General features: G+C 58.0%; 10 protein-coding genes. 4 read left to right on the top strand and 6 right to left on the bottom strand.

The annotated features are described in order from the left end of the window. The 6 genes from G547_RS0107170 to G547_RS22570 form a co-directional block, all read right to left on the bottom strand. Positions 1 to 4,457, bottom strand: a 4,457-nt coding sequence (locus G547_RS0107170) for a two-partner secretion domain-containing protein (RefSeq protein ID WP_027329267.1), incomplete at its 3' end; no start/stop codon positions are given. Between the two features lie 86 nt (positions 4,458 to 4,543). Next, positions 4,544 to 6,526 carry a hypothetical protein gene (locus tag G547_RS0107165; RefSeq protein WP_027329266.1) on the bottom strand — a complete coding sequence of 661 codons (1,983 nt, stop codon included), beginning with the start codon at positions 6,524 to 6,526 and terminating at the stop codon, positions 4,544 to 4,546. Positions 6,527 to 6,683: 157 nt separating this feature from the next. Beyond that, positions 6,684 to 6,917: a hypothetical protein gene (locus tag G547_RS0107160; RefSeq protein WP_027329265.1), complete on the bottom strand. Its 234-nt coding sequence runs from the start codon at positions 6,915 to 6,917 to the stop codon at positions 6,684 to 6,686. Between the two features lie 28 nt (positions 6,918 to 6,945). After that, a complete protein-coding gene (locus tag G547_RS0107155) occupies positions 6,946 to 7,482 on the bottom strand; it encodes a hypothetical protein (protein WP_027329264.1) in 537 nt (178 codons plus the stop codon). A 5-nt stretch (positions 7,483 to 7,487) separates the two neighbouring features. Further along, positions 7,488 to 9,143, bottom strand: a complete 1,656-nt coding sequence (locus G547_RS22575; protein ID WP_051234978.1) for a hypothetical protein — start codon at positions 9,141 to 9,143, stop codon at positions 7,488 to 7,490. 275 nt (positions 9,144 to 9,418) lie between these two features. Further along, positions 9,419 to 12,016 (bottom strand): bifunctional diguanylate cyclase/phosphodiesterase, encoded by a 2,598-nt coding sequence (locus G547_RS22570; protein WP_051234976.1) that lies wholly within the window; start codon positions 12,014 to 12,016, stop codon positions 9,419 to 9,421. Between the two features lie 187 nt (positions 12,017 to 12,203). On the opposite strand from G547_RS22570, the gene G547_RS20495 reads away from it, so the two are divergent. The 4 genes from G547_RS20495 (at position 12,204) to ndhC (ending at position 20,281) form a co-directional block, all read left to right on the top strand. Beyond that, on the top strand, positions 12,204 to 14,948 hold the full coding sequence (locus G547_RS20495) for a PD-(D/E)XK nuclease family protein (RefSeq protein WP_051234974.1): 2,745 nt from the start codon (positions 12,204 to 12,206) through the stop codon (positions 14,946 to 14,948). Beyond that, positions 14,945 to 18,466 carry a UvrD-helicase domain-containing protein gene (locus G547_RS0107135; RefSeq protein ID WP_051234972.1) on the top strand — a complete coding sequence of 1,174 codons (3,522 nt, stop codon included), beginning with the start codon at positions 14,945 to 14,947 and terminating at the stop codon, positions 18,464 to 18,466. Before G547_RS20495 ends, G547_RS0107135 begins: the two co-directional genes overlap by 4 nt. A gap of 103 nt (positions 18,467 to 18,569) precedes the next feature. Beyond that, the gene (locus G547_RS0107130) at positions 18,570 to 19,643 is read left to right on the top strand and encodes a 3-deoxy-7-phosphoheptulonate synthase (RefSeq protein WP_027329262.1); all 1,074 of its coding nucleotides are present in this window, start codon (positions 18,570 to 18,572) and stop codon (positions 19,641 to 19,643) included. Positions 19,644 to 19,867: 224 nt separating this feature from the next. Then, entirely contained in the window at positions 19,868 to 20,281 is a 414-nt protein-coding gene (ndhC, locus tag G547_RS0107125) for an NADH-quinone oxidoreductase subunit A (protein WP_051234970.1), read from the top strand. Positions 20,282 to 20,351 lie beyond the last annotated feature (70 nt).

Below are 20,351 nucleotides of genomic sequence, written 5' to 3'. Positions count from 1 at the left end.
CCCGCAACGGTGAAATTTACCCCGGACTCCGTCACCACAAAGTGGTCGCTGCCTGCATTGCCGGTCAGCGTTTCCATATTGGCAAAGTCATAGGTATAGGCGGGCTCAGTCTCGCCCTCGACGTCCTGCTGAACAGCCCCGCTACCGGCACTGGCAAGCGTCCAGCGGTTGTTATCATCCGGGCCTGTTAGGCTGTCTCCACCTTCACCGGCTCCGCCCATCAGCGTTTGAATATTGGAAAAGCTGACGGTTTTCCCACTGTTGAGCAGCGATCCGCCTGTGGCACTCACCGACCACTCATTAAGGTTGTCCGCGTCGGAGAAACCAGTCAATTTATTCGCGCCAGTCCCACCATTGAGCGAGTAAGCTGCGCCTGATGTCAAAATTTCAAAGTGATCCGCTTGGTCGCCACCGCTCAGCGTGTCAAACCCGGTGAACGTAATCACGTCGTTCAGGGTATTACTGTCACCCTCACCGCTCGCGTTTTGGTAGAGTTTCCAAGTGTTCGACCTATTGGAAGCTGTAAGCGACTGTTCAGCACTGGCCAAACCCTCAACATGGACAGTAGCGGTTTCAGCCGCCAAACTGGGGAGCGCGCTGCCTTTAAATATTACGTCCCCATAGCTAGTAACGCTGACAGTTCCAACTGAGGATTCTACATCGTCGCCCTCAGTCTGGACATTGGTGCCAATTTCGCCACCAAACGTTACCGTAGCGCCTTTAACAACTAGCGCAGGCTTCGTTGTAACGCCATCACCAAAAACGTCTTTCTGAAAAGTGACGTTCGCTGAATTCTCCTCTGGTTCAGATTCGCTAGACGCATCAATACTGGTCGAGCTTTGCGTCAGCTCCAGATCGCCCTGAAACGTAATAGCGCCAGAGGCCCCATGGCCGGCGCCGGTTCCTCCCTCGGCAGTCCCCTTACTGGTGACATCGCCATTCAGCGTAATAGAGGCGGCCGTCACCGTAATTTTCCCGCCGGACTGACCGGCTTGCTCGGTAATTTGTCCCGAGCTCAACGCATCTCCACCATTGCTGTTTATTCGACCCAACGTCAAGTGGTCTGAACTTGGTTGCTCAACAGTGGCGACAGTGATATTCCCACCTGCGGCACCTTGCTTACCGGAGGTATCGACAGAGAGGGCGCCAGTGAGCGAATCGACGTTTATCGAGATATCGCCATTCTGACGGATCGTCACATCGTTGGCGGACGTAATCGTCACGTCACCGCCTAGCAAGTTATTGCCGGCGGTCAGTATTGCATCACCCGAGCCCAAATCGAGATGGGTGGCCCCACTGATATCTAGGAAGCGATCTTCCTCACTTCCGCTACTTTCATATTGAGTAATGGAAATACTGCTCCCAGAGGAGCGTGAAGAAATGGTGAGATCCCCTTCGCAGATACCGGACAACGACTCCAGACAATCACGGATGGTGACGAGGTCTTTAACCTCAAGATCGTTATCGACGTTTAGGGTAATGTTACCGCCGGTGGTCCAACCCTGCCCGCTGGTTTCATCCCAGTCATTGTTCTCACCACCGCCGTATGCCTCTCCGTTGTTGTTACCGTTCTGATTCGCGTTCCGAGTATCAACCCGGCCGCCCAGCGTAAGAGTAGAAGCTGAGGCCGTAAAGTTACCCCCAGCCGTAAAGACGTTATCGGCTAATGTAATGGTGCCTTCATCACCTGCTGTCAGTGTTATATTAAGCGAATCTCGCCCGTCAGCGTAGGCGTCATAAATCCCTCCGTTGAGGGAAATGTCCCCGCCAGCGGTCAACGAGAGCGAAGCCGTTCCCAACGCTTCGCCGCCCTCTCCGTTGTAGCCTCTGGGGTTACTGTCGTTGAAGTTCCACTCTTCATTCAGCGTAATGTTACCGGCGGCCGACACTGTGACGGAGCCGACACTGTCCCCACCAGTCAAGCTTCCGTCGGTCGATACTTCGTCCAGCGCCAGATAAGCCATTTGTATGCTGAAACTGCCAAGATCAACACTCCCCCCTTCGCCGACGTCGTCTAAAGAGGTATAAATAAGAATATTGCCAGAATTTACGCCCGTCTGTTCGTTCGAGGAAGTCCCTGCATCTATTAGAACCGGGTTGCCATCCACATCGAAGTTACTAGAAAAGCGGGTTGGTCCTTGTACAACCTCGGTACCATCGACGTTTACAACAGAGCCCACGGTGAAATCGCCGCCTAGGGTCGTCGCATTGGCCCGCAGCTCAATGGCGCCCCTCGCGTTTAGGAAAATATTGCCGCCGTTGCTATTGAGTGCGCCTCGGGTGATCAGGTTTCCCTCGCTGTAGTCGCTCCCTTGCAATTGAACATGGTTATCTGAACCGGTTTCGTTGGTTAACAACGCGTCGCTGGCGAATAAGCTGATGGCGTCGCCGGACGATCCGGTTGCGGTGGTAATAGCGGCGCCATTTTCTAAATCGATATTGTTACCGGCACGGATGGAGACGGCGGAGGGAGAACCTGAGCCACCTACCGCCTTATTTATGGTGACGTTATCAGCAGCGTTCAGGACGATGTTACCGGTCGTGTTGAGTTCACCCTGAATATCAATATTGCGGCCGACCAAATTATTATTAGGATCATCTACTCCGTCTTCATAGCTGCAACTTCCGCCACAGCCAGCCACACCGGCATAAAAGCGTATATCGCCCGCCCCCATGCTTATCACTTTTTCGCTGTCCACCTGGATATCATCACCAGCCTTTAGCGTAAGATTATTCGTGTTACTCGGGATACCTCCCTCAGCCACATCGATAGAGGACTCTACAAAGATATCGCGCGTAGCCTCTAAGACGACGTCAGAATCTTTAAGTAAGGTAACAATTTTTAGCGAAGTAAACCTGGCGCTGTTGTCGTTATTTGTCCCAATCTTCTCACCAAAGGGGACTTTGGTTTCGTTTGTGTTTTCTTGGGCAATCCCATCTACGTCGCTATCGTTTCCATCTCCAAGATTACCTTGAAAAATAGTAATATCTTGCGGATCCAGCAGCAGCGTCCCCACCCCCGCTAGACCCGAGAGGTTTGCCCTACCGTCAAAATCCAACAGCCTTTTACCCGACACCTCAGCAAAGCCGCCCTTACCCAGAGCGCCTGTTCCTTTGCCCTCCAAACTGCCGTAGTAACGAGTAATATCATCGGCCCAAACGATAATGCGGCCACCGTCGCCGGTCTCCAGGGCGTTCGCTTTCAAGCTAGCACTGGGACCAACGTAGGTGCGCCAGGCGTTGCGAATGGCGACATTGCCGCCCTTGTAATCCCCGCCCAGCAAAATCTCGCCACCCCCAGTCTTACCGGACGCATCCAGCAGGGAATCATCCATCAGGCCCACCTTGTAACCCAGCACTTTAACGGTGCCGCCTTTTCCAGATTGGCTGTTAGCGCTGAGCACGGCGTTACCGGTCAGGAGCGCCGTATCCTGGGCGTGGAATTCGATATGGCCGGAAGCCGCTTGACCGGTGCCGCTGGCGTTAGCTTCACCGCTGTGGGTAATATTCTCACCCAGCACGGCGATTTCGCCTGCGGACTGGGCCCCACTGGAGACGTCAAGGTGGCCGGTATTGACGACATCCGCACCGGCGCCCAAGGTAAAACTGCCATCCTCGTGGACAACAACGCTATTTGCCTGCTCGTGATTGCCCCGGTTGACGGCTTGGGAGAAAATCTCCTGGCTGGTACTGGCGGTGAGCAGAATTTGACCCCCCTGAGCTTCCAGGGTGCCGCTGTTGCTCAGGGCCGCCTCGGCACCCAGCTCGTCCTGGACCATAGCTCGGGTGACGCGCACGCCCATCAGGCCGTCCGGGTCAAAAGTCACCACCGCTTCTTTACCCGCAGCCAGATTGATCGAACCCAGATGGGCTGAGATTAACCCTTCGTTGCTGACCTGTTTTCCCAACAGGGTGATGGAACCACCGGTGGCTGCCTGAAGGAGGCCCTGGTTTACGACTCGGCCCTCGGCACCTTCCAGTGCCGAGAAGGCCAAGTCACCGGCCATAAAGTCATCGACACCGATATCCAGCCCACTGGCCAGCATACCGCCCACATTCACCTGAGCGCCCTCGCCAAACACGATGCCACGTGGGTTAACCAGGACCACTCGGCCATTGGCATTGATCTGCCCAAGAATCTCGGAACCGTTGTGGCCCATTATTCGATTCAGAGCAATGGACTGCGCACCCGGTTGCTGGAAATTGACAACCTCATCGGCACTGACATCGAAGCTGTCCCAGTCCACCGCCAGTCGATCACTTAACTGCTCAATGGTGGTGACTTTGCCGTTGTATTCAATGGTGCCATCACCACCCCTGACTTGACCGCCTTCAGGGCCCGCCATGGCCGGTAATGAGTACAGTGCCTGACCGGCCGCCACAATGGCGGCGGAGAGCAAACGAGGACGAAAGTGACGAGCGAGAGGAAGACGGTCCCTGGTCAAGTTGTTAGGCATCGTTGCCGGCTCCTGAGAAAACGATAGGTTGTTACGGTCTTGATGAGCAAGAAGTTAGAGCAGGGCTCCTTCGCGAGCCCCGGCATTTAGTTTTTACTAAGAATAACGCGTTCACCGGTTTTTAGATCGATAACAAACACACCATTCAGAATGCTATCCACACCAATAAGATATTCATTGTTGGCAGACAGGGCTACTCCATCAAGCGCGTTCAATTCATTAAAGCCGTGGGGCAACCCCGGACCAGAAATCATTGTGTACCCCCCCCCGGCTGTATCCACCGACCATAGCGCGTGACTGACCCATTCCACCCCAAAAACCCGCTGCCCAATATCATCAGTGGCGATAGAACGAACCCTGGTCGCAGTAGAGCCCTCTGGCACACCTTGAGTCAACAGCGTCCGATTGCCGGTATCCAGATCTACCCAATATAATGATTCCCCAACCTCAGAATAAAGCCCATCTGCCACCAAGGCACGGTTGTTGTCCAAATCTAGCAAAAGATCACGAGGAACTGCCATAAACGGCCCGGAGTACTCTGGATCGTTATTCGATATAAGAGTCCTTGCACCAGTAGTTAGATTAAGCGAAACCATTGACTTCACACCATTATCTAAAATGAAAACTCGTTCACTATTTGTCGGGTCCAGACGGAGGCTGGTAGGCCGCGTTATATTGGGTTTACCTTCCGCATGGCTATCGCGGGTCAATAACACCTCGTACTTTACTTCGCGGTCTAAGCCAATGCTTAGCACTCCCGGCCCTTCGCTTCTTACGTTGTTAAACAACGCTAAAAGCTTATTATCCGCAGGGATGAGCTCGAGTCCTCTCGCTGAACCGAGGTTCAATTCGGGCGCCATCTCTTTGGTGAAAAAAGCTGAGCGCTTACCGGTGTTGACATCGACCGAGTAAATGACGATGTCAGATATCGAGCCAAACAGCACCCTTTCCCGAACCTCGTCGTACACCAGCTTTTGCGGCTCTTCAATAGGCAACTTGGCGTCAGGAAACGGTTCTTCCAGTGACTGCTTCACTACCGTCACACTCTCGCCTTCAGTAAGTACATTGCCTGCCTCATCCTCAGCAATCAGCGTGATGGTGTTTTCTCCATCAACAAGGGTTACCGTTTTTTGCCAAGTGGCGAACTCGTCTTCGCTTTCCAGGTCTAGGTCATTGGTGCCGCTGTCATTCGTGACCTGCAAGGTCACTCGGGTAACGGCGCTGAGTTCATCAGTGGCGGTGCCACGCACAATAACGGTGGGGGCTTCGGTCGCGGTCATGGGTGTGGGGAACACAAACGCCGTTTCGGGCGGTTCGGTGTCGTCCGGGGTACTGACAGCCCATACACCGGCCACACCGCCCACGGCGAGAGTCACTTCTTGGGTGGCGCCGGCACCGGCCGGGACGGTGGTTTGCAAGGCGACACTCTGGTTTTCCTGAATCTTGCCGGCCTCGGCGGTAAAGTCGCCACCGTCGATGGCATAGAGGCCGTTCTCGACGGCGATTGGCGCCGCGTCGTTGATACCGGTAATGGTGACGCTACCGCTGGTGACCTCGGCTTCCGGTTCCTGATCGTCCAAGGGCGCGAAGCTGAAGGTATCCGGGGTGGTGTCGCGCTCTTCCGTGGTCACGGTAAAGGTACCGCTCACGCCACCGATGGTGAGCTTGGCGGAGGCTTCGGTGGAGAAGTCCTCTGGCGCGGTCAGTTGGACGGTGACGCTGTCGCCTTCTTCCACTTCCCCTGCCGATTCAGTATAGCCGCTGTCACCATTGATCGAGTAGCGACCGCCAGAGACACTGATTGACGCCGGGGCGTCGATATCTTCGACCTTGATGGCGTTGCTGGTAACGGTGGCACCACGTTCAACGTCGATCTGTGGCTCAAAGGAGAACTCGGCGGGCTCCACATCCGCCGGGGCGCTTGAGCTGGACGCGGCGGCGCTGGAGGACTGCCCCGCACTGGAGCTGGCGGGAGGTGGATTGGGACCGCTATCACTCCCACCACAGGCGGTCAGTCCGAGGGTGATCAGTGAGGCCAGGGTAAGTTGGCGCAGCATAGGCAGGGGCATGACGTGCACTCCTTGTGTTCCATGTCAGTGGTAAATTCGGTTAGCGCCGAATTGTGCCACACTCTCGCTCCAGAAAGTGTGATCTGTTTGGAAGTTGGCGCATTATCCTTCAGTTTTTAGGCCACAATAACATCATAGCTGACCGTTGGCGTATTTTTCACCATTCTTTATTATCTATTTCATATTCCTCTGCAGTTATCTCGTATCCAATAAGAATTGTATCGTTGAACAGTCTATTATTTTCAGGAATCTCTTCGTGACCTTCCTTCTCACCATAGAACCTTCTATAAACAGCGCCAGTTACACGAACCGTCCGAAACATTACTTCTTCATAAGGGTAATCGATGTAAACGTCACCACGCCTTAGATAGTCTCCTGTCTTTAAGGGCATTCTTTGAAAGAAAATCTCCGAAATAATGTTAAGCCTTTTCTCCAGGCCTCAAATAGCGCTTTAGATCTCTCTCATCAACAGGACCCGTGATGGCTTCCTTGAGTATGGACTCTTCAGTTTTCCATGCGTCAGATAGCTCTCTCATAATATTAGAGGCAGTCTTACTTGCCATCACCAGACTGTCGTCAAAACGTTTGCGGTATTCCGAGTTTATGTATTCCCACCATTTCCAACTAACCACATCCATGTTTCGAAAGATGCTGTGTATTTCCGCTGCCACACTGTCAATATAACTAGAATCACCATTCTTGGCCCGAACAATACCGTCATCTATGCTGTTCTGTATGTCCCTCAGGTTGGTCAGTACTTTCTTTTCCCAGGTCTCAGGCCAATCCGATGGGTGCCAATTATGCCAGTCTTCATTTTGGGGAGGGAACCTGTAAAAATTACGTAACCCTTCCAGCAGGCCATCAATCGCCTTCTGATGCCAATCCCGCATCTCTTCCATGTACTCAACGCTGGAGAATTTACGCTTTAACAGCCTCCTTTTTATTTCCTTTTCCATAACCCTTACAACTCCGGCCATTCAGTAAGTTTAGGTGATGAGGTCTCTATCGAATTCGGTGTAACAAACAGCTGGGTTCCTCCTCCACTCAAATAGAAGCTATTCCCTTCCGGGCCTTTTTTGTAGCGCTGTCCCGCAGCTGGCCCTTCCCAGACCTTCAACCCTTCTTCTCCAACCACGTGTTCCACGTAGTAACCATTATCGTTCCAGCTGTCTTTTACCGCAAACTCTTTGCGCCATTCGGTCTTGCTGGCGGGCAAGTCGTAAGCCCAAAACCCGCCAGCGTCACTAGCCGTCTCGTCTACTATTCGATATATTTTGGTACCCTTGGAAAGTTCTACGGGTTTTGCGACGGTGAATGTGTTAAACGTTTCGTGGTTGTTATAGTTTAGCGTTGGCCAACCTTGCTCAACGTGAGCATCATGATCAACAGGCAATTCCTCCATTCCGTAGAGGTTTTTTGGCATCTGCCCCATTTCTGCACCCATAGGCTTCCCATCATCTTGAAGAGTATATGGATCCCTTGCATGGCCGTCGGTGTGCTCTCTCCTATGTATACGGTCACCGGTTTTGGGATGGTCTACATCCGGGTGTGGCGAGTAGAAACCGGGCTGTGCTGGTTTGAGATCAATAATCTCAGGTTGATCGGTTTTAGTGGTGGTGGGTGTGTCCACCGGCACATCTACCTGCTTGTTGAGTTTCTTACTCCGTAGCTGTTCAGCGAGCTTTCTAAACAACGGCGTCAGTTTGCGCATTTCGGCCGCGTGACGCAGTTTGATACCGGCCTGGGCGGCGGTGCCAATTCCGGTCGTGAAGACGGCCAGCAGCGCGGCCAGAACCAGCTCAAATACGGCAGCCCCCGCGAACCCGGCCCATTCCATGCTGTGTTGTGTCGCGGCCAGGTCTTTCGCGAACTGTTTGAGCATGGTTTGGGTCTCTGCGTCGTCGGCGATGAACGCTGCAACGTCGTAGGCTTCCGCGATAAGGGCCATCAGCTCCTGAAGGCGCTCTTTGCTCAGGTCATCGGGCTCTATGCCGAAAATGCGGGCGAGGTCTTTCTGGTGTTCCTCCTTGAGGTTCTGGTTGATGCTGTCGTACCACTGCTCCCGTGTGAGTTCTCCGTCCTGATAGCTTTTATAGGCGGCTTTGAGTTGGTCACCGAGTAAGTTGACCGGGTGTAGAAAATTGGAGATTTCGATGAGCTTGTGGGTGGCGGTTTCGGCCAGCTCAACCACACCGAGCGCGGCATTCCAGACGGAGTCGCCGACTTTATGGATATGTTGGTAGACCCGACGGGGGCCGCCCAGGTTTTCCAGGTCCCGCTCGTACTCTTCGGCCTCGGCTTTCTGGTCGGCGATGATCTGGTCTAGGACTTTCTGGATGGCCCGGCGAGTGGCTTTAAGTGCCTTCTCATCACTGGTTTCGGGCAGCAGGTCCACCTGAACCTTGCCGTCGGGTAAGCCGGCCAGGCAGACCTGGCCCTGATCGTTCACGCGGCCATTCCACTCCATGCCCTCGTTGTCGGTGGCCCGATAGGTGCCGTAGAGCGGAGTACCGTTTTGGTAGAGGTAGTCAAGCTCAAGCCAGTGGTTATCGTCGAGCTCGAAGCCTTTTGGGTCCTTGCCGGCGCCGATGGCGACGCCTTCTCCTATTTGGGTCATACCACCCTCCTTACGCTCCGGTGGCTATGGGTAGCCGAGGGCACACTTTCCCAACCGTCAGCCGGACAACGACCAGGGAGGCCAAGATGCGTTGGAGAGACATAGATAGGGGCATGACGGGCAGTCCTTGTGTTCCTTGTCGGTTCGGTAGCATTAAAAAGCGCGTAAGATTCTGCCACACTCTCGCGACAGAAAGTGTGATCTGTTTGGAAAGTGTTGCCAATCCTTTACCAGAATTCGCTCTTAGTCATAAGAACCGAAGTCGAGTATTGTTGTTAATGACCACGCATTTCAAATAACAGCAGCATAAGCTGCTCTACCGGGAGGGGCCTGCTGAAGTAAAAACCTTGCCCGTAGTGGCAACCACACTGCTGCAGGAAACCAAACTGCGGTTCAGTCTCTACGCCTTCCACTACCACTTTATAATTCAGGCTGTTGGCCATCGCCACAATCAACGTGGTAATGGCCTGGTCTTCTTCGTTGTCGGGCAATTGCTGCACGAAACTTCGATCTATTTTCAGCCAATTGACCGGCAGTCGTTTCAGGTAACTCAGCGATGAATAACCGGTACCGAAGTCATCGATGGCCAGGCCAACACCAATCTCCCGCACTGCATGGAGATGCTTCAACGCTACCTCGGCGTCGGCCATCAAAGTGCTTTCAGTCACCTCCAGCACCAGTTGCTCCGGTTCGACGCCGATCTCGGCGATCACACTTTTCAGGTCGTCGACAAACTTCAGGTCATTGAGCTGGCGTGTGGAAACATTGATGGAGACTTTGATGTCCCTGAAGCCGGACTTCTGCAGACTCTTTGCCTGCTGGCAGGCCGCCTGCAGGACCCACTTGCCAATGGGAACAATCAGCCCCGACTCCTCGGCGGCGGGAATGAATTCATCCGGCGAGACCAGTCCGCGCTTCGGATGCCGCCACCGAAGCAGCGCTTCAATTCCGACCATCTTCCTTGTGACCATATCGAGCTGGGGCTGATAAAAGAGTTCAAACTCCTGAGCGGTAATCGCCCCCCGTAGCTCCCGCTCCAGACGCAGACGTTGCTCGACCTGGGTGTTAAGCCCCGGCGTGTAGAACCGGTAAATATTGCGGCCCTGGTATTTGGCCTGATACATGGCCAGGTCCGCATTGCGCATCAGGATATCGATTTCGGAGCTGTCGTCGGGGGCCAGGGTAATACCGATGCTGGTCCCGACAATGACTTCCTGAGCGTTCAGCACGATCGGCCGGCGCAGCGTTTCGATAATTTTTTCCGCCACAACCGATGCGTATCGTGCCTCACCCACATGACGCAGCAACACCGCAAATTCATCGCCCCCGAGGCGGGCGACCGAGTCTTCATCCCGCAGGCAGCCTCGCAGGCGATTCGCCACCTCCACCAGCAGTTGGTCGCCCGCTTCATGGCCCAGGCTGTCGTTGATGTCTTTGAAGTGGTCGAGATCCAGGTACAACAAGGCCAGGTGCTGCTGGTCCCGCAAAGTGGAGTACAAGGCGGTACGCAATTGCTCTTTGAAAAGCAATCGATTCTCCAGCCCCGTGAGTTGGTCATAATACGCGAGGCGTTCCATATCCTGGATGCTGTGATTCAATCCCCGGAACAACTCGTTGATTTTTTCCAACATCCGATTGATGCCGCGGGCCAGTTGGCTGATTTCATCCCTGCCGCTCTCCGGTACGCGCAGAGACCACTGATCCGCTCCAATACGCTCGGTCACCGAGGCCAGTGTCTGTATCCGGTGGGTAACCACCCACTTAAGACCGTAGTAAAGCCCCACCGCCAAAAACAGCAGCATACCGATAATGTTCTGGTAGATGACTCCCATAATGTCGGCGTATTCTTCGTCCACCAGCCGCTGCGGGTAGTGCAGACCCACATACCACCCCAGCTCAGGCAATGGCTGGTAGGTAACGTGCTGGCGCTGCTCCCGCAGTGTCCGACGCTGCACCTTGCCGGGAGCAATAGATTCGGACAGGACCGAGTCGATAAACTGTCGCATTCCGGAACCGACATTGTCCCTTGGATTGAACATCTTATAGTGCTCCAATCCGTTATCGACCGAGACCTCACCAGACTGAGAACCATGGACAATCAGTTCGCCCTCTCTGCTGAAGATGAACCCCTCGAGAGATTTGAAATCCCCTTCCATCTGCTTGAGCTGTTTGAACAGAAAGGCCATCCGCAGGTCCGCCCCGACAACGCCGACAAAGTCATCGTCAATATACATGGGTACCAATAACGAGGTAGTCCAGGTCTGAGAGTAGTAATCAAAATAAACCGGTGTCCAGCGCGGCTTTCGCTCGGGGTTGTTGGCGGGTTCGGCCAGGGTGTAGAAGATTTCTTCGGTGACATCGTGGTCGGGTTTATGGCCCGACACCAGGCTCGCCGGCCAGATTCGGCTGACCCGATCTTTGGTAATAAAATAGAAAGCGCTGAACTGGGACTTGAGCAGTGGCTCGATATTCAGCCAAGTGCTGTTGGTGTGGTAGACCAAGTGGCGGATTTCGGGACCAATGGTTGTATCCTGGTGAATAAAAACGCCGGACCCACCCAGGTATTCGCGAACCGCCCCATCCGGGTCCCGCCGGACGCCGAAGTCCACGGGCAGGTCCCGATCGGCGTTTCGGATTATTGAATCTGCAAGAGCGTCGCGGGCCGCGCTCAGCAAATCCTGACGGGCCGACATCTCGCTGGCCAGCCGGTCGCGATAGCGCTCTCCCAGTGCCTGCAGACGGTCGTCATAACGCTGCTGGAGTCGCTGAGATTCCTTGGCGCCCTGCCACGTGCCGATCAACAAGCCGCTGATGGCCGCAAACAGGACCACGATCATCAACAGCTTCGTGTTGATTGATTTAATCCACGGCATTGAAGTACCTCAAGCGGGCCGTTCCCTCCCCAAGCTGAGCGGGCGCTCTTTGATTTTTTTCACTGCTCTGGTAAGCCTAGCATACAAATTGGCACATCAATCTTTATTTTGAAGTGCCTGAAGCCGCCCTCCGCTCATGCTATTCTTGCTCTTTCATCATTCCCGATAAGCCACCCGACGGAGCACCATGGCGACCTCTCTGTTTGACCTGGAACCCCTGATCCCCGCACTGGAAGCCGACGAGCCCATTCTTACCGCCAATGACCGATTGCGGCGGCATCTGCTCAAGGCCTGGAGTCAGTATCAGAAAAGTCGCGGACGGCGTGCCTGGAGCGCACCCCGCGTATGGCCATTGAACCGTTGGCTCGACCTCCAGTGGCAGGCACTGGTGGAACGGGGCCACCCCGGTTGTGACCGTGCCCTGGCCAACCGCCACCAGCGCCAATGGATCTGGGAGCAGATCATCGGCCAGGCCGAGGATACTCAGGCGTTACTGCAACTCGACCCGTTGGCCCAGCAGGCGGACGGGGCCCTGCGCAGTCTGACACTCTGGCAGGTGGAGCCATCGTCCCTGCGGGAGGACCCTTACCTCAACAGCAATACTCGGAGTTTCCTGGGTTGGCTGGAGCCGTTTGAACAACGCCTCGCCAACCGACAACTCATGGCCCCGGAAGCGGCGCACACCATCATCGCCCGGGCTTTCGAGAACGGGGCCTTGGCTCGCCTGCCCCGGCTCTGGCTTCTGGGGTTTGATGCCCTGCCGCCGCTGCACCAGCGTATTATCGATGCCGCCAGCGCCGAAGCCCGACAACTCGTCCCCGGAGGCGCCCAGGAAGCTCGTTGCCGACGGGTTTCCCTGCCCGACACCGAAACCGAACTGAGAACGGCGGCCCTTTGGAGCCTTGAGCAGTTGCAGGCGGACCCCGAAGCGGTGATCGGCATTATTGTTCCGGACCTCGGTCAGCGACGCGATCAAGTGGAACGGGTGTTCGCGGACGTGTTCGAGCCCACGGCGATCCTGCCGGACCGGCCGCGCTATACCCTGCCCTTCAACTTCTCCGCCGGGGTTCCGCTGGGCTCCACCGCCCTGATTCAGAGTGCCCTGTCACTGCTGAGTCTGTTGCGCGAACAATGGCCCCTGAACGACCTCTGCACCTTGCTGCAGAACCCCTTTTGGGGCGACCTCGACACCGAGCTGGTATGGCGCACCCAACTGGTGGCCCGCCTGCGCGAGCTGGGAAAATTTGAGATCAGCGGCAGCGATTTGCGCTATCACGGCCAGGCGCTGGCCGAGCGGATGGCGCCAGAGAATGCCAACGCCCAGGAGCCGGACGGCCAAGCACCGATCAAACGCCTGCAGCTACTGGACGAACAGCGCCGACGGCTACCCGCGGTGACCAGTGCGCGGCAGTGGGCGCAAGCCTTCCAGACGCAGCTGGACACCCTCGGCTGGCCCGGCACCCGTCGCCTGGACAGTCAGGAGTACCAGCAGATGGGCCTGTGGCATGAACTGCTCGAGGCGTTTTCCGCTCTGGAAGCCACGGGTACCGACATGACCCTCAGCCAGGCCCTCGGACAGTTGGCCCAGCTCGCCCAACAGACGCCTTTCCAGGCACAAACACCGGATTCACCGGTACAGATCCTGGGGGCACTCGAGGGCGCGGGGCTGCGCTTCAGCCACTGCTGGGTCGTCGGGCTGCACCAACGCCAGTGGCCTCCGGTGCCGGCCCCCAATCCACTGCTGCCACTGGAGTTGCAACGGGATCGGCAGATGCCCCACGCCAGCGCCGAACGGGAACTGCAATATGCCAGTAGCCTGACCCGACACTACCAACAGTGCGCCGAAGAGGTCATTTTCAGCGCGCCGGACAGCGACGAGCAGGGACACCTTTCCCCCAGCCCGTTGATCCGGGACCTCCCCGAGACGCCGCTTGAGGCCGTACTCTCAGCGCAACACGGTGCCCGAACCCGTTTTGAGCAGGCCCTGACGCAGGAGCGCGCCCTGACACTGGTGCCTTGCGCCAATGGCCCGGCGTTCGCCACGGACGACAAGGCCCCCGGCGGCAGCTCGCTGTTCAAGGCCCAGGCCGCCTGCCCCTTTAACGCCTTCGCCCAACTGCGCCTGGGCGCCCGGGCCCCGGATCGCCCGGTTATGGGGTTGTCCCCCGCCGAGCGCGGCACCCTGCTGCACGGGGTGCTCGCGAGCCTCTGGAAAACCCTGGGAGACTCTCATGCGCTGCACGCCATGGAGGAAACCGCGCTATCAGCCATGATCAACGAACTGTGCGAGCGCACCCTGGCGCCGATTCGCCAGCGCCGACCGAAGGAGCTGGGACCGGAGTACTGCGCCCTGGAGCAGGAACGATTGAGCGACATGGTTCACCGCTGGCTGACGCTGGAAAAAGATCGCCCGCCCTTCCGCGTCCTGGCCACGGAGGAGCGTCGCCAGATCACGTTTCAGGGCCTGACCCTGACGCTGTTTATCGACCGGATCGACGAGCTGGAAAACGGCGAGCGGTTGTTGATCGACTATAAAACCGGGGCCGACCTCAACGCTCGACAGTGGTTGGGGGAACGCCCCGAGGAGCCCCAACTGCCGCTCTATACGGTCACCGATCCAGAGTCGGTCCACGGCGTCGCCTTTGCCCAGCTCAATCCGAAAGCGCTGCAGTGGATCGGGCTGGGGGCCCTGAGTACGCCCTTGTCGGGACTGCAGCCAGTCGATGATTGGGACGCCCAGCAGGGCGAATGGCAAACGGTGCTTTCCGAGCTCGCTCACGCCTTTATTCAAGGCGACGCCCGGGTCGACTTCAAGGACGCCAAGGCCCAGCGCTACAGCGCCGACCTGATTCCCCTGAACCGGATTCTGGAGAAAGACACTATCAGCCGCCTGCTCGCTAACCCCGCCGATCTTGAGGGGGGTAAAGCATGACCCTGGATCAACTGCCCCACAACGCTTTCAGCCCCGACGCCCCGCCCGATCTTGAGGCCCGCCAGGAGGCTCTGGACCCGACCCGCTCCTTCGCCGTGGCGGCGCCCGCCGGCTCGGGCAAGACCGGTCTGTTGACCCAGCGGGTGCTCACCCTGCTCGCCGGCTGCGACCACCCCGAGGAAGTGCTGGCGATTACCTTTACCCGCAAGGCCGCTGGCGAAATGCAGGACCGGATCATGGCCGCCCTGCGCCAGGCCCGGGAGGAGCCCGAACCGGAGAACCCCCACGCCCGCCGAACCTGGCGCCTCGCCCAGGCGGTGCTCGAACGGGACCGGGCCCAACAGTGGCAGCTGCTTCTGAGCCCCCAGCGCTTGCGCATCCAGACCATCGACAGTCTCTGTCGCTCGATTACCCGTCAGCTCCCTCTGGACAGTCAATTAGGGGCGCAACCGGATACGCTGGACGCGCCGGAGCTGGCCTACCGGGAAGCCGTCCGGCAGTTCCTGGGACGACTCGAAACCGACGCGGACCTGCGGGAGGATCTCAAGCGTCTCCTGCGGCACCTGGACAGCAACCTGACGGCGGTGGAATCGCTACTGATGCGCCTGCTGGCAAAGCGGGACCAGTGGCTCGGCGTCATGCTCGAAGCCCAGCAGGCCCATGCCCGGGACTACCTGGAGGCGGTGCTGCACAGCGTCATTACCGAACAGCTGGAGCGTGTGGCCGAAGGCATTGGCTATCACGCCAGCGAGCTTTGCGCCCTGGCCGATCAGGCCGCCGCCAATGTCGCGGAAGACAACCCGGAAAGCCCGATCCTTGCGCTTGGGGGCCTCGCCGAACTTCCAGAAAATTCGCCCGAATCGATGGGCCAATGGGCCGCGCTGGCGGAGCTGATGCTGACCGCCAAGGGAGAATGGCGAAAACGGCTCACCAAAAAAGAAGGCTTCCCGGCCGGTAAGGCCGGCGCCAGCCTGAAGGCCCGCTACCAGGAGCTGGTGGCCCTGCTGGAGGAAGAAACCCCGGATTTGGCCGAGCAACTGCACGCCGTGAGACAACTGCCACCGGCAACCTACACGGGCCCGCAGTGGCGCCTGCTGGACAGCCTGACCCGCTTGCTGCCACTGCTGAGCGCCGAGCTGACGCTGGTGTTCAAGCGTCTGGGGGCCACTGACTACGGCGCCATCGCCCAGGCGGCGAGCTTTGCCCTGGGCGATGAACAGAACCCCACCGACATTGCCCTGAAGCTCGACTATCGCATCCGGCATATTCTGGTGGACGAGTTCCAGGATACCGCCGCCCCCCAATTGCAACTGCTGGAAAAACTCACCGCCGGTTGGCAGCCGGACGACGGCCGCACCCTGTTTATTGTGGGCGATGGCATGCAATCCTGTTACGGCTTCCGGGACGCCAACGTGGGGCTGTTCCTCGATGCCCGCGAGCATGGCATCGGCCAGGTCCCCATGAGCGCACTCGACCTGACGGTGAACTTCCGCTCCCAGACCGAGGTGGTGCGCTGGGTCAATGAAATTTTCCAACAGGCCTTTCCGGCCCGGGATGACATCGGGCGCGGCGCGGTGCGCTACTCGCCCTCGATCGCGTTCAACGCTCCGCTCGAAGGCGAGGCCGTCCAGTTCTACGGTTGCCTCCACCAGAGCGACAACGAGGAGGCCGACAGCGATGCGCTCAACCCGGAAGCCAACCCCGATAAAACCCTGGCGCAAATGCAGGAGGCGGACTCCGTCGCTGAACTGGCCCAGCAAAGCCTGGAGACGGACCCCGGGGGAACGGTGGCCATTCTGGTACGTAGCCGCCCGCACCTGCAGTGGATTCTGCCCGCCCTCGCCCGCCGCGGTTTGCACTGGCAGGCCACAGAGATTGACCGGCTGGCCAGCCGCATGGCCATTGTCGATCTGATGTCTCTGACCCGGGCCCTGCTGAACCTGGACGACCGGATTGCCTGGCTGTCGATTCTTCGCGCGCCCTGGTGTGGCCTGGACCTGCACGACCTGCACACCCTGATCAATGCCGACCCGTCGGAGGACAACCCCCGCCCCCGCCACGGTTGGCCCGTGATCTGGCAACAGTTGCGCCAGCGAGACCGCATTGAAGGGCTCAGTGAAGTCGGCCGACAGTCTCTGCAGCGGCTGATGTCAGTACTCGAACCCGCCTGGCGCGAGCGCCAGCGAAAGCCGTTGCGACAATGGCTGGAGGGCATCTGGCTGGCGCTGGGAGGCCCCGCGCTGCTGGCCGACCCGGGCGATGCCCAGGATATTCCCAGCTACTTCAATCTGCTGGAGCGACACCAGTCCGGCGGCGGTTTGAAAGACTGGGAGACCTTCGAGCGTGGCGTAGCGAGTCTGTTCGCCGCCCCGAGAGCGGACGCGGACCCCCGCCTGCAGGTGATGACGCTGCACAAATCCAAGGGCCTGGAGTTCGACACCGTGATCATCCCCGGCCTGGACCGGGCCAGCAGCAATGACGACAAAGAACTGTTGCTCTGGCAGCAGCGGATCAGTCGCGAGGGGGAGCGACAGTTGCTGCTCGGCCCGCTCGCCCCCGCCGGAGCCGATGCTGACCCGCTTTATCAGTTCATGCGCGCCGAGGCCAAACTCAGGGATGCCTACGAGGCCACCCGCCTGCTCTATGTGGGCTGCACCCGCGCCATCAAGCGCCTGCACCTGCTGGCCTGCATTACCCTCGACCCGCGCTCGGGCAAACCGCGCTCACCGCGTCAGGGCTCGCTACTGCGAACCATCTGGGAGCCCGTCCAGGGCCAGATGAGCCCGGCCCCCGCGTCGGTCCCGACCCCGGTTTCAACCGATGAGGCGCCCGCCGATGCTCGGCCCGGCCTGCAACATCTGTTGCGCCTGCCCACGGATTGGCAGGCGCCCGCACTGGACGATATCCAGGTCCTGGCGGCCTATCGAGGCAAAGAGTTCGACGACGAAGAGAACCTGCCCGAGCGCGAAACCCCCAGGGCGCGTCTGGCACGTCACACCGGCACGGTGTTGCACAACCAACTGCAACGCCTGACCGAGCAGGGGCTGACCGAGTGGTCCGAGTCCTGGGCGGAACAGCAACGGCCCTTCTGGCGCCTGCAGCTGCGACAGATGGGCTGGGAGCCCGAGGCGATTTCAGATGCCCTGAACCATATTCACCAGGGCCTGCAACAAACGTTTGGCGACCCGGACGGCCGATGGGTGATTGACCCCCGGCACGAGGACAGTCGATGCGAATGGGCCATTCACCACCAGATGGGCAACGCCGTGCAGGAATCGGTGATCGACCGCGCGTTTGTGGAGGACGAGGTGCGCTGGATCATTGATTACAAGAGCAGCCAACCCGAGGCGGGACAGTCGCCGGACGCTTTTCTCACCGGCGAGGCCGACCTCTACCGGGGGCAATTGGCGCGCTACGCGAAGGCATTGAGAGACCTGGGGGAACAACGCCCGATCAAAACGGCGCTCTACTTCCCGCTGCTGCAGACCGGAAGACGGTTGCTGCTGGTGGAAACATAACGGGAAGCTATCAACACTATCGGGAAAATTCTCCCAAAAAGTGCCCCATTTTCAGTAGAATGGTGCTGTTAATCGACAATCGCTTCCTATGGACGAAAACTCAATGACAGACACTCAAGTAGACGACCTCAACGTAGTCTCCCAGGAGCTGTTGATCTCACCGGCCGACCTCAAGCGCGAGCTGCCGATGAGCGACAAAGCCCGGGAGGTTGTCACCCAGGGCCGGGAAACGATTCGCAATATCCTTGATCGTAAGGATCATCGGATTTTTGTGGTGATCGGCCCCTGCTCCATTCACGATGTGGAAGCCGCCAAAGACTATGCTCAGCGGCTGAAAAAGCTGGCGGACGAAGTCAGCGATACCATCTATGTGGTGATGCGCGTCTATTTTGAAAAGCCCCGGACCACCACCGGCTGGAAGGGCCTGATCAACGACCCCTACCTGAACGACTCGTTCAAGATTGAGGAAGGGCTTCATATCGGCCGTCGCCTGCTGCTGGACATCGCCGAAGAGGGCCTGCCCGCCGCCACCGAGGCGCTCGATCCGATTTCCCCGCAGTACCTGCAGGACCTGATCAGTTGGTCCGCCGTGGGCGCGCGCACGACCGAATCCCAGACCCACCGGGAAATGGCCAGCGGCCTCTCCGGCGCCGTGGGTTTCAAGAACGGGACCGATGGCAGCCTGACGGTGGCGATCAACGCGCTTCAGTCGGTATCCAGTCCGCACCGTTTTCTGGGCATCAACACCGAAGGCCGCGTTTCGATCATCCATACCCGTGGCAATCAGTACGGCCATGTCGTGTTGCGCGGTGGCAACGGCAAGCCGAATTACGATTCGGTCAGCGTCGCCATGTGTGAGCAGGAGTTGGAAAAAGCTGGCGTGACTCCGGCCAATATCATGGTGGATTGCAGCCACGCCAACTCCAACAAGAACCACGAGCTTCAGCCCCTGGTAATGGACAATGTCGCCAACCAGATTATGGAGGGCAACCAGTCCATCGTGGGTCTGATGGTGGAAAGTCACATTGGTGCCGGTAATCAGAAGATTCCGGACGATTTGAAAGACCTGCAATACGGCGTTTCCATCACCGACGCCTGTATCGACTGGGACACCACGGTGCGCGCGGTCAAAGACATGCGCGAGAAGATCAAGGACCATCTGAAAAAGCGCGTATAGCGCCCCAGCAGTACCCCAAGGGGCGTCGGCAACGACGCCCCTTTTCTTTTTGCAGATCGCGCAAATTGCTCACTTCCTCTTTCCCCTCTCTCGTTGTTGGCGCCCCTCTACTTTTGACATATCCCCTAACCTTCTCTAGGCTAAATTGAGCAGTTGCCCGAGCAGCCGGACATGCCAGGGCTGACTTCGGCAGTAGCGACCAACGATTACCGGGGACGACAATCTTGGAGCAGACTCTGACATCAACGGCCGCCGAGCAATGGGCTATCGGACTCTTTGTACTGGCCGTGTTCGGTTTGTGCACCTTCATGATTGTGGCCTCCTGGCTGCTGGGCGGACGCTCCCGTGGGCGAGAGAAAGCGCTGCCGTTCGAGTCCGGCATCTTGGGTACGGGCGCGCCCCGGCAGAAATTCTCGGTCAAGTTTTATCTGGTCGCGATGTTGTTTGTGATCTTCGACATTGAGGCCGTCTACCTATTTGCCTGGGCAGTATCTCTGCCTGAATCCGGGTGGATCGGTTTCTGGGCCGCCACCCTCTTCATACTCATATTGCTTGCCGGGCTGCTCTATGACAGCCGCACCGGCGCGCTGGACTGGGCGCCCCAGCCGCGCAGTCCGGTTGATTCCACGCGCACCTGATTGCTTACGCCGTCCACCGGCTGCGGGAAGTGCTCGCGTCGGTGACGATTGTCCAACGAACGCCGCCGGG

Source organism: Marinimicrobium agarilyticum DSM 16975, assembly GCF_000423345.1.
Taxonomy (GTDB): Bacteria; Pseudomonadota; Gammaproteobacteria; order Pseudomonadales; family Cellvibrionaceae; genus Marinimicrobium; species Marinimicrobium agarilyticum.
The sequence above is the reverse complement of the archived record's forward strand: the minus strand, read 5'-3'. Positions and strand labels throughout refer to the sequence as shown.

Coding starts and splice junctions, on each gene's coding strand:
- G547_RS22570 (WP_051234976.1), bottom strand. CDS start 12,016: ATGCCGTGGATTAAATCAATCAACACGAAGCTGTTGATGATCGTGGTC.
- G547_RS0107130 (WP_027329262.1), top strand. CDS start 18,570: ATGACAGACACTCAAGTAGACGACCTCAACGTAGTCTCCCAGGAGCTG.
- G547_RS0107135 (WP_051234972.1), top strand. CDS start 14,945: ATGACCCTGGATCAACTGCCCCACAACGCTTTCAGCCCCGACGCCCCG.
- G547_RS20495 (WP_051234974.1), top strand. CDS start 12,204: ATGGCGACCTCTCTGTTTGACCTGGAACCCCTGATCCCCGCACTGGAA.
- G547_RS0107160 (WP_027329265.1), bottom strand. CDS start 6,917: ATGCCCTTAAAGACAGGAGACTATCTAAGGCGTGGTGACGTTTACATC.
- G547_RS0107165 (WP_027329266.1), bottom strand. CDS start 6,526: ATGCCCCTGCCTATGCTGCGCCAACTTACCCTGGCCTCACTGATCACC.
- G547_RS0107155 (WP_027329264.1), bottom strand. CDS start 7,482: ATGGAAAAGGAAATAAAAAGGAGGCTGTTAAAGCGTAAATTCTCCAGC.
- G547_RS22575 (WP_051234978.1), bottom strand. CDS start 9,143: ATGACCCAAATAGGAGAAGGCGTCGCCATCGGCGCCGGCAAGGACCCA.